The 11,055-nt window shown below is 31.0% G+C and carries 8 protein-coding genes; 4 read left to right on the top strand and 4 right to left on the bottom strand.

What is annotated here, in order from left to right:
• Positions 1–35: 35 nt before the first annotated feature.
• Positions 36–1,385, bottom strand: a complete 1,350-nt coding sequence (locus ACMOUI_RS06690) for a sodium-dependent transporter (protein WP_418964952.1) — start codon at positions 1,383–1,385, stop codon at positions 36–38.
• Positions 1,386–1,409: 24 nt separating this feature from the next.
• Entirely contained in the window at positions 1,410–2,807 is a 1,398-nt protein-coding gene (locus tag ACMOUI_RS06685; RefSeq protein ID WP_418964951.1) for a tryptophanase, read from the bottom strand.
• Positions 2,808–3,069: 262 nt separating this feature from the next.
• On the opposite strand from ACMOUI_RS06685, the gene ACMOUI_RS06680 reads away from it, so the two are divergent.
• Genes ACMOUI_RS06680 through ACMOUI_RS06665 form a run of 4 tightly spaced genes read left to right on the top strand, consistent with a single transcriptional unit; the run spans position 3,070 to position 9,219 of the window.
• Positions 3,070–4,308, top strand: a complete 1,239-nt coding sequence (locus tag ACMOUI_RS06680; protein ID WP_418964950.1) for a TolC family protein — start codon at positions 3,070–3,072, stop codon at positions 4,306–4,308.
• A 14-nt stretch (positions 4,309–4,322) separates the two neighbouring features.
• A complete protein-coding gene (locus tag ACMOUI_RS06675) occupies positions 4,323–5,384 on the top strand; it encodes an efflux RND transporter periplasmic adaptor subunit (protein ID WP_418964949.1) in 1,062 nt (353 codons plus the stop codon).
• Positions 5,385–5,386: 2 nt separating this feature from the next.
• Positions 5,387–8,413: an efflux RND transporter permease subunit gene (locus ACMOUI_RS06670; RefSeq protein WP_418964948.1), complete on the top strand. Its 3,027-nt coding sequence runs from the start codon at positions 5,387–5,389 to the stop codon at positions 8,411–8,413.
• A 2-nt stretch (positions 8,414–8,415) separates the two neighbouring features.
• Positions 8,416–9,219 (top strand): MerR family transcriptional regulator, encoded by an 804-nt coding sequence (locus ACMOUI_RS06665; RefSeq protein ID WP_418964947.1) that lies wholly within the window; start codon positions 8,416–8,418, stop codon positions 9,217–9,219.
• A 51-nt stretch (positions 9,220–9,270) separates the two neighbouring features.
• Here ACMOUI_RS06665 and ACMOUI_RS06660 read toward each other — a convergent pair whose 3' ends face one another.
• Positions 9,271–10,557, bottom strand: coding sequence for a rhodanese-like domain-containing protein (locus ACMOUI_RS06660; RefSeq protein WP_418964946.1), 1,287 nt, complete (start codon positions 10,555–10,557; stop codon positions 9,271–9,273).
• Between the two features lie 189 nt (positions 10,558–10,746).
• The coding region (locus tag ACMOUI_RS06655) for a YbaN family protein (protein ID WP_418964945.1) at positions 10,747–11,055 on the bottom strand (309 nt) is incomplete at its 5' end.

Below are 11,055 nucleotides of genomic sequence, written 5' to 3'. Positions count from 1 at the left end.
CTCTACAACTTTTATAATTATGTTTCTTTTCCATCTTATCCTATTCCGCCATAAAAAATTCCCATAATATAAACAGTTATAGCGATTCCACAAAATATATATTTTGTCATTGGTTCAAACCAAATCCCTACAACTTTCTTTCGGCCAAACTGTATCTGCTCTCTTGCAAAACCAGGTTTACAAATCCAATAAATAACAATTCCAGCCAAAAGAGCACCTAAAGGAATTATATATATGGAAACAAAATCCATCCATGGAGATAATCCATCTCCCTCAAGGAATACTCCAACCATAAATGATATTAAGGCAACAATACCAATGGATTTTAATCTTGAAAATCCCAATCTATTTTGCAAAGCCTCAACAGGAGTCTCAAAAAGATTCATAAGAGATGTTACTCCTGCAAATAAGACAGCTATAAAAAATATTATAGCAACTAGCTGTCCTCCGGGCATATTTTGAAATACTATTGGGAGTGTGACGAACATAAGTCCTGGTCCTGCTCCTGGCTCTAGTCCATAGGCAAAAACCGCTGGAATAACTACAAGTGCTGCCAACATTGCCGCACAAGTATCAAAAAAAGAAACATTTAAAGCAGAGTTAATAATGTCCTCCTTTTTGCTCAAATAACTTCCATATACAACAGTTCCCGATCCCGCTAAAGAGAGCGAAAAAAACGCTTGCCCCAAAGCAAAAATCCAAGTTCTCACCTCTTTAAGAGCTGCCCAATCTGGATTAAATAGATAGCTATAACCTTGTTCCGCCCCCGGCAACATATAGATTCTAATAGCTAAAAATAAAAATAATCCAAAGAATGCTGGCATCAATACCTTATTAACTTTTTCTATTCCTCCAGCTATCCCCATAGCCATCAATGAAAAAGTTAATAATAGCGCTGCAATATGCCAAGGTATGCTTCCAAAATCGGAAGCCAAATCTCCAAAATAAGGTCCTGGTTGTAACTTAATAATTGCTCCTGAAAGAGAGGCAACACAATACCTCAATATCCAACCAATAACTATAGCATACCCTATGGCTATAGCCAATGATCCTATAACAGGTATCATTCCTATTACCCTTCCTCCCTTTAGCCCCCTTTGTTTAAAAGCTTTTTCAAAAGCTCCAAGTGGTCCTGTTTCCATGGAACGCCCCAATGTCATTTCCCCAATTACCCCTGTAAATCCTATTAGAAGAACAAATGTAAAATATGGAATAAGAAATGCTGCTCCTCCAAACTGTCCAACTCTATATGGAAACATCCAAATATTTCCCATTCCAACTGCTGAACCAATACAAGCTAAAATAAATCCAAATTTTGATTTAAATCCATCTCTATTACTATCATTTATTAGTTCTATATCCAACTCACTTTTTATATCTTCCACTGTCCCTCCCTAAATTTGAAAATTTTAATCTTCAATAATCTCTAGGGAAGCTTGGAAGTGTCTCAATATCGGTGGTTCCCAAGTTATTCTATATCCTCTTGTTATTTCATGTGCTCTCTCTTTTATCGCTATTAAAGCGTCTGCTATCACATCTAAATGCGCTTGTGTATAAACTCTTCTTGGAATAGCAAGTCTTGTAAATTCAAAATCAGCTTTCAATTGTTCATTTGTATCTGGGTCATTTCCTAACATATATGACCCTATATCACAACTTCTGATTCCAGCCTCTTTATATAGCTCTATTGCCAAGACTTGTCCTGGAAACTCATTATAAGGTATATTCGGGAAAATTTTTGAAGCATCTACAAAAACTCCATGTCCTCCAACTGGAGATTGATATATGATTCCCGCATCATCAAGACGAGAAGCTAAATACTCCATTTGTCCAATTCTATACCTTAAAAAGTTTTCATCAATTCCTTCTAAGAGCCCTATTGCTAACGCCTCTAAATCTCTACCTGAAAGTCCTCCATAAGTTGTAAATCCTTCATAACTTATGCAATTTGCCTTTATTTTTAAAATCATGTCCGCATTCTCAACAGAATTTTTTACTCCTATTAATCCACCCATGTTAACTATCGTATCTTTTTTAGCTGACATGGTGAAAAAGTCAGCATAGGAAAACATCTCTTTTATTATATCTTTAATAGACATATCTGCATATCCAGGCTCATCTCTTTTTATAAAATATGCATTTTCTGCATAACGAGCCGCATCTATATTTAATGGTATATTATATTTTTTACAGATAGCCGCAACTTCTCTTGCATTTTTCATTGAAACAGGCTGTCCACCAGCAGAGTTATTAGTGATAGTTAAAACCACCAACCCTATCTTTTCTGGTCCATATTCCAGAATTAATTTCTCCATCTTTTCAACATCCATATTTCCTTTAAATTTTGATCTTTTAGCTGGGTCTTTTGCTTCTGGAACTACACAATCTAAAGGTCTGGCCCCCGCTAAAATAACATGGGCTCTTGTTGTATCAAAAAACATATTTGAAATTGCATATTGACCTGCCTTTAAAAAAGTTGGAAACAACACCTTCTCTGCCGCTCTTCCCTGATGTACAGGTTGAATATACTCATATCCAAAAATATCTTTTGCAGTATTTATTAGCCTAAAATAACTTGAAGCTCCTGCATATGCCTCGTCACCTTTCATTACTCCAGCCCACTGATCTTGACTCATGGCATTAGTACCTGAATCCGTCAATAAATCAATATAAACATCCTCTCCTCTTAAATTAAAAAGATTATAATTAGCCTCTTTAATTTTCTCTGCTCTCTCTTCAGGTGTAGTCATTTTAATTGTTTCAACCATTTTAATCCTAAATGGTTCTGGAACATACTTGATAGCCATAACGTTATACCTCCGTTTTTAGTCTACCCCGGTCATCTGTTTTCAGATAGGCGGACAGTATCTCTTTTAGAATTTCACCTAAATTCCTAATACCACTATATACCCTATTAAAATTCATTTTGTCAAATAAAGTTACATATTTATTTTTTCAATATATGTTTTGTGGATTTTAATTTTTTTATCACCCAATTTTCTTGACTCTAAACTTACTTTATAGTTTATAATCTCATATTGTGAAATTAATTTTTAATAAGGAGAAACTATGAAAAAATATCTACTGCTGCTTTTAGCTTTAAATTTAGTATCTTTTTCTATGGAATTGACCTTGGATAAATCTATTGATTTAGCAGAACAAAACAATCGGCAACTTCAAGAAAAAAGCATAGGTGTAAAGCAAAAAAAATTAAATGAAAATATAAAAATTAAAAATGCTCTTCCCTCATTTCGAGCACAAACTACATATGTGGATCATGACGAATCTAAAAATTTGAACAGTTCCTTTCAAAATGGTGTTTACCTATCACAACCTATTTTCACTGGTGGAGAACTTTACTACAATATAAAAAGCAGTAAAGCACTCAGGGAATTTGAAGAAGATGATTATATTTATCAGAAAATTAATTTAAAATTAGAGGTTATTCAAGCTTATATTAATTGTCTTCAACTTAAGAAAAGTTTAAATATATATGAAGCCTCTCAAAAAGAGAAACAGGAGGAGTTAAAAAAACAACAAGAGTTTTATAATCTTAGCCTCATTGATAGGAGTGAAGTTTTAAAAATTGAAACCTCTCTATATCAAACTGAAACATCAATCTTAAAAATAAAAAACAATATTATAAGTCAGGAGCTTATTTTAAAAAATCTTTTAGGTTTAGATATTGATGAAACGATAACCTTGAAAGAGATGGATTTTTCAAGGTTTATAACCAAAAACATAAATTTACAAAAAGATACTGAAAAAGCTTTAACAAGTGGTACACTTTCAAAAAAATTAGATAAAAATATCCTGATTAGTGAATATGATGCTAAAAGTAAACGAAGTACTTTCTTTCCTAAAGTGGATCTAGAGTATGGTTATGAATCTTTAGAGGAATCCAGTTTTTCAAGATCAAATAATGATTGGGAATGGAGAGTTGGAATCTCTTTTAAATGGGATATATTTAACTTTGGAAGTGGTATTGATAATTATAAAGAGTCAACATTGGAGATTGAAAAGCAAAAAATTTCAAAGCTTGATTCTCTAGAAAATTTAAAAAGAGAGATTAAAACTGCATATTTAAATTTAATTACTGCTAAAGAAACTATTACTACTAATGAAAAAGCTCTTTTAACTGCACTTGAAACTTTCAATATAGATAGAGAAAAATTTTCCAATAGGATAATTGACTCCGTTGATTTTTTAAAGAGTGAATCACAACTTAGAGAGGCTCAAATCACACATATAAACTCTCAACTTGATTACTTCTTGTACTATCAACAATACTTATCACTTTTAAAATAATATAGGAGGATTTAATGAATAAAATATTACTTACACTTTTTTTTACTTTAATTTTAGTTGGATGTAAAGATAGCAATAAAATTCAAGAAACAAAACCTGAAATTATTAAAGACGTTAAGGTTCAAGAACTAAAATTTCAAAACATAAAAAATACTAAGATTTACAATGGGGATATAAACCCTTTAAAAGAGGTTAGTATCATCACTCCCACTGGAGGTTATGTTAAAAATATAAACCATAAAAATGGAGATACTGTGGATTTAGGAACACCTATTTTAACCTTAACAGATGCGGCTACTGAAGCTAGCTATTTTGAGGCAGAAGGTACTCTTATTAAATCTAAATCAAACTATAACACAGCTAAAATCTCCTTTGAAAAATATAAAAATTTATTTGAAAAAAATCTTATTTCAGAGGAGTTATATCTCCAATCTAAAAACAATATGGAGCAGAGTCTAGGAGAGTTAAAAATAGCAGAGGCTAATTTTATAAGAGCTAATGATAATTATAAAAGACTTTTTGTAAAATCTGAAATTTCTGGAATTATAACAGATTTAGATATTAAAAATAATGAAAAAGTTTCCTCTAACTCTAAACTTCTCACTGTTGTCGAAAATAAGGTAATGGAGATTAAGATTGCTGTAAATGGAGAGGATATCAAAAATATAACCCCTGGAAAGGAAGCCAAAGTTTATATTTCTGACTTAGATAAAACTATTATCGGTAAGGTTAGTGAGGTAAATCTATCTGCTGATATCAATACGAAAAAATATAATATTAAAATACAAGTTCCAAATGAAGATAGTTCTATTTTAAAGGGTATGTATGGTAAGGTGGAAATGGAACAGATGGAGATTAATGGTCTCTTTGTTCCTAAAGAAGCGGTTATGATCAAAGACCTTTACTCCTATATAGCCATTATTCGTGACAATCACTCTATTATCTATAAAGTTAATCGTGGAATCTCTCAAGGAAATCTTCAAGAAATATATTTTGATAATTTTAAAGAGGGGGATAAAGTTGTTATTCAAGGACAATATCTTCTTAACAATAACGATAAAGTGAGGGAGATTTAGTTATGAGATTACTTTCCGAATTTTCTATAAAAAAACCTGCAACAGCAACAATGGTTATAATATCCATGATATTTTTTGGGTTCTTAGGTCTATCCAAAATGCCTATAGAGTTGATGCCAAACACATCCAATCCAACTGTTAGAATTACCATTGAATGGAAAGGAGCTACTCCTGAAGATGTTGACAAAATGATAACCAAAAAAGTTGAAGATATTTTGCCCAATGTTGATGGTATTACAGAGTATTCCTCAATATCAAGTTCAGAAACATCAAAAATAAATGTTAAATTCAAATATGGAACTGATATTGAAACAAAAATAACTTTAATTCAAAATGAGATTAATCAAATTAAAAACAAACTTCCTGAAGACATTGAGGAACCCTCTATCAGAGAGCAATCTATGGGTTCTATTCCCGCTGCCGTTTTAACCATGTCAGGAGGAGACCCAATGGAGGTTAGAACCTATGCTGAAAATAGTTTAAAACCGCTCTTAGAAAGAATCGAGGGAGTTTCACAAATTATAATTTTTGGTGGTAAAGAACAGGAGGTTTTAGTAGAGATTGATCCTGAAAAACTTGAAAATTATAATCTTGGAATTTTAGAGGTTTCAAACCTGATTTCTAAAGCTAGTACTACCATCCCTGGCGGTCAAGTTAAAGAGGGAGAGAAAGAGTTTTATATAAAAGTTCAAGGGGAGCTAAAAACTCCTGAAGAGATTGAAAATATTATTTTAAAAAATAATACGGGTCATCTTTTAAGATTAAAAGATATTGCCGATGTCAGAATTGATACTAAAGATCCATCCAGTTTATTTAGAAAAAATGGTGCTGATGGATTGGTTATTGTGGTAGCTAAAACCGATGATGGAAATGCCATTGAAATTGTAGATTCTGTCAACAAAGTTTTAAAAGGTGTTAAAAACTCGCTACCTTTAAATTCTAACATCGATTATGATTTTGATTCTACAATTACAATCACCAATTCTATAAATAATGTTAAAGAAACAGGTATTATCGGTTTAATTTTAGCCTCTGGTATACTATATCTGTTTTTAAAAAGTATATCTGCTACCATTGTCATTGCTGTAGCTATACCAATATCTGTTATTTTTACATTTTTTCTTTTAAATGTTCAAGGTTTAACATTAAATCTTGTATCACTGATGGGATTATCTTTGGGAATTGGTATGCTTGTTGACAACTCTGTTGTTGTTTTAGATAATATATATAGACATATGAGTGAACTTGGAAAAAATAGAGTTCAAGCTGCTAAAGATGGAGCCGCTGAAATGGGACTTCCAGTTTTAGCCTCAACTCTGACAACTGTTTCTGTATTTTTACCCATAGTTTTTCAAGAGGGAATGGCCAAAGAGCAGTTTAAAGATCTTTCATACTCTATCTCTTATTCATTATTTGCTTCATTGATTGTAGCCTTAGTTTTTGTTCCTATGCTTTCAAGTAAAATATTAAATGAGAAAAAAGATATAAATTCAGAAGGAAAGTTTATGAAAAAATTGAAAAGAATATATCTTTCAATTTTAAGATGGGCTATTAAAAATAGAGGAATCTCTGCTATTTTAACTATTCTGCTTTTTATAGGTTCTATTTTTGCTGCTTCAACTTTAGGTGGTGGATTTATTCCTACAACTGATGAGGGTAGATTTGCCATTGTTGCAAAACTTCCTTCTAGTGCCGATATAAATATGAGTAATAGGATAGGAACTATATTGGAGAGTAAAATTAAAGATATACCTGTTGCTAACTCGTATACTATGTCTGGAGACACTAATAACGCTATTTTAAATATAAACGCAGGATTAAAAACATCTAGAAAAGAGGGACTCCAAGAGATTATTAAAAATTTAAGGTCTACTTTTACAGGTATTCCTGATGTTATATTAACAGTTGTTCCATCCTATGTCTTTGGTTCTGATGGTATCTATGACGTTGAGTTTGAACTTTACTCGGATAATGAATCACAGTTAAAAGAGATATCTGAAAAATTAAAAGATAAAATGTATTCCATTGAAGGTATAACAGATATCTCTTCATCCTTTGAAGGTGGAAAACCAGAGGGAAAAATTATTGTGGATAGAGAAAAAGCTAAGTTCTATGGAGTTGATATTGATAACCTGGCTTTGATGATTAAGACTCAAATCTTAGGAGGACAACCTATTACAATAAATAGTGATAATCAAGAGATTGATGTAACTATACAACTTCAAAAGAAATATAGAACTTCCACAAAACTATTGATGGATTCTAGAATCACCTTAGATAATGGGAAAAATGTTCGTATCTCTGATATAGCTAACCTTGTTTTAGAAGAGGGTCCTTCTAAAATTGAAAAAAAAGATAAAAAGAAAAAAGTTGTTCTTTATGCTAACTTAGAAAATGGATTTGATCTACAAAGTGCTAAAACATCTATTATAGATACTTTTAATAATTTAGGAGCTCCTGAAAGTATCTCTTTTGGATTTGGTGGAGATAGTGCAGATATGGCTGAAATGGGTAATCAACTTTTTATAAGTTTTTTAGTTGCTGTATTTTTAATTTATTTTATTTTAGTTTGGCAATTTGAATCCTTTATTCTTCCATTTATTATTCTACTTTCAATACCTCTTTCAACTATGGGCGCTCTTTATAGTTTGGCACTTTTCAGGGTTAATTTAGATGCCATGGTTGCGGTTGGTTTTGTAATGCTTGCTGGAATCGTTGTTAATAATGCTATAGTTTTAATTGATTTTATAAACATTAGAAGAGAGGCTGGAGATAATATCAATAGAGCTCTTATAGTATCTGGTAAGACAAGGCTTAGACCAATACTTATGACTACTTTAACGACAGTTTTAGGAATGATTCCTCTGGCTCTAAGTAATGGTGACGGTTCAGAAATGTATGCTGGAATGTCTTTTGTTGTAATATTTGGACTTTCCACAGCTACCTTGTTCACTTTAATAGTTATTCCTGTTTTCTATTACTTAGTGGATGATATAAAAAAATATATAAAAAAAATTATTAGGAGATAATTATGTTTGATGAGTTTTTTACAATAGGAGAGGTTTCTAAATCCACGAGTATACCCATATCAACTCTTAGGTATTACGATAAGGTTGGCTTACTTTCTCCAGCTTTTAAAAATGATGACACTAACTATCGTTACTATATTCCAATGCAAATAATCACTTTGAAAATTATTGGTCATATGAGACATCTTGGATTCTCTATTGAATACATAAAAAGTCATTTTGATAATATGGACTATGAACACACTTTAGAACTATTTGAGAAGGTTTTATTAGAAACAAAACTTGAAATAGAAAAATTGAAAAATACAGAAAAAGAGCTGATAGAAAGCTTTGATAAGTTTAAAGAAAATTTTGAGCTAGAAAAAAAAATAGGAATCCCCTTTATTGATAAAACTTCAGATATTAAAGGGGTTATCTATAATGACCCTATCAACTCCCTAAGGGAACTTAATAAAACTCTAAAAAATATTGATAATTTTGAAGTCACTAATAACCTTCATCCACTTTTAAGAGGATTTAAAGTTTCCTTTGAAAACTGGAAAAAAAATAGATTTAGTAAAGATTGTCTTATTGCCAATATGAAAGAGGAGATACATAATATCTCCATTATAATACCCAAAGGAAAATATGCTTGTGTATATGGGAAAGGAACTTTTGAGGAACAAAATATTGTTGAAAACCTTTTAATTTGGATAGAAGAGAATGGATATTCTCCTAAAAATGAGTTCTATTTAACATTTACAGATCTCATTATGTTTAAAAGTAAAAAAGATTTTTTATATCTTTTAAGAGTTCCAATATTTTAGTTTCAGTAGTTTAAAGAAAAGCAGCCCTATTAATAGGCTGCTTTTTATCATCTATTTTTCTTCTCCCACTTCAATTGGATTTGAACTATTTTCACTCCATTCCATCCAACCATTTGAATAGATAGCATTGTTTTTTAGTCCCATTACTTGAGAATAAAACAGCACTTCCGCCGCTCTCCATCCTGATCCACAGAAGAACGTTAACTCTTTATTTGAATCGATTCCTAACCCTGACCACATAGAGATAATTTCATATCCATTTCTCATTGTGTTATCAATATTTCTATAATCCTCTAATGTTGTGGATTTAGTACCAGCTTTTCCCCATACAGATCCTGCAATTCTTCCTTTTCTATCCATATATGAGTAACCTGATTCCCTTCCAACTCTTTCGTTGTAAGATCTGATATCCACTAAAATTTTTGAATTCTTATTATCTTTTAAAACCTCTTTAGCTCCATTTTCATCCACTATTAAACTCTTATTTAATGGAATTCTCGATCCAAAATCTTTAATTGAATTTGGCTTAACTATTCCCATATCTGTTTTATATCCAGCAGCTTTCCAAGCGTCTAATCCACCATTTAAAACTCTTACATCCTTCACTCCAAGATATTTTAAAATTATAGCCAGTCTGTATGAGGCCATAACATCTTCACCATAAAGAACAACTGTATCATTTTTATAGATTCCCATCTCCTTAGCAAATTTAATTAGATTTTCATCTGTATTTAACATCCATTTTGGAGGTGGTTCTATACCATCAGTATTTATGTGTGGAGCTCCTGGAATATGTCCAGCTAAATATACCGCTGCATCTTTTATGCTTCCCCAAGAAACTTCAAATACCTTAACTTCATTTTTATCCATCGCATCTTTTACCCAAGTTGCAGGAACTAAAATCTCATAGTTTGCATAAGTTTCAAAAGGCAACTTATCATAATCTTTATTTTTTTCTAAATCATAAAAGTAAATTTTTTCTATTCCATTTTCTTTTAAATAGTCTTTCACTTTTTCCATATTTTTAGATGTTCCATATAAAACAATATTTTTTTCTGGAGTAATCCCCTTTTCTAAAACTCTTTGTTTCAATATATCTTTGTTTTTAGAGTTTAAATATTTTGCATCTAACCAATTAGACGAGATATCTGTCGCCCCTTTTATATGTCCATTTATTTTTAAATTAGATAAATTCCATCCATTATATTCATTGCTATGTCTTGTATCAACTATAATCCACTCAGAATTATCAAGATTTTTTAATAACTCATCAGTATTAATATCCTTTCCTAATAAAATTGTAGATAAAATTACTAGTAAAAATAATATTTTTTTCATTTTGTGCTTCTCCCTAACCTATATTTTAAGACAACACTTTGTCAAATACTCTCTTATACTTTTAACCTAAAAGCTCCATCTTCAATTAACTCATTTCAATATCATCACCCCATAATGTGTTGATTTGCTATAGCGCAACGAAATATTATATCAATATTTAAAAAAAAAGGCAATCTATCCTTAATAACTTCAATTTTCTTTTAGTGTTTTTAACTTTAAAAGATGTGCTAATACGGCAAAAAATATTACCAAAAGAGCTATACGACCATAAATATTTTGCATGGAAAAAAAACCTTTACCCATTCCCAGCGTCATTATGGTTATTGCAATCACTTTATTTTTATATGTTATCCCTTTTTTCTCTGTATAATCTTTTATATATTTTCCAAATATCCTATTTTCTACTAGTAATCTATGAAATTTTTCAGAACTTCTTTCAAATAAAAAAGCTGATAAAAGCACAAACGGTGTTGTTGGTAAAATAGGTAAAAATATACC

Source organism: Cetobacterium sp., assembly GCF_048470075.1.
In the GTDB taxonomy this organism is placed as follows: domain Bacteria; phylum Fusobacteriota; class Fusobacteriia; order Fusobacteriales; family Fusobacteriaceae; genus Cetobacterium_A.
The sequence above is the reverse complement of the archived record's forward strand: the minus strand, read 5'-3'. Positions and strand labels throughout refer to the sequence as shown.

What these genes read in the sequence shown, in the direction of transcription:
- ACMOUI_RS06665 (WP_418964947.1), top strand. Translation starts at nt 8,416, where the DNA reads ATGTTTGATGAGTTTTTTACAATAGGAGAGGTTTCTAAATCCACGAGT.
- ACMOUI_RS06685 (WP_418964951.1), bottom strand. Translation starts at nt 2,807, where the DNA reads ATGGCTATCAAGTATGTTCCAGAACCATTTAGGATTAAAATGGTTGAA.
- ACMOUI_RS06675 (WP_418964949.1), top strand. Translation starts at nt 4,323, where the DNA reads ATGAATAAAATATTACTTACACTTTTTTTTACTTTAATTTTAGTTGGA.
- ACMOUI_RS06670 (WP_418964948.1), top strand. Translation starts at nt 5,387, where the DNA reads ATGAGATTACTTTCCGAATTTTCTATAAAAAAACCTGCAACAGCAACA.
- ACMOUI_RS06660 (WP_418964946.1), bottom strand. Translation starts at nt 10,557, where the DNA reads ATGAAAAAAATATTATTTTTACTAGTAATTTTATCTACAATTTTATTA.
- ACMOUI_RS06680 (WP_418964950.1), top strand. Translation starts at nt 3,070, where the DNA reads ATGAAAAAATATCTACTGCTGCTTTTAGCTTTAAATTTAGTATCTTTT.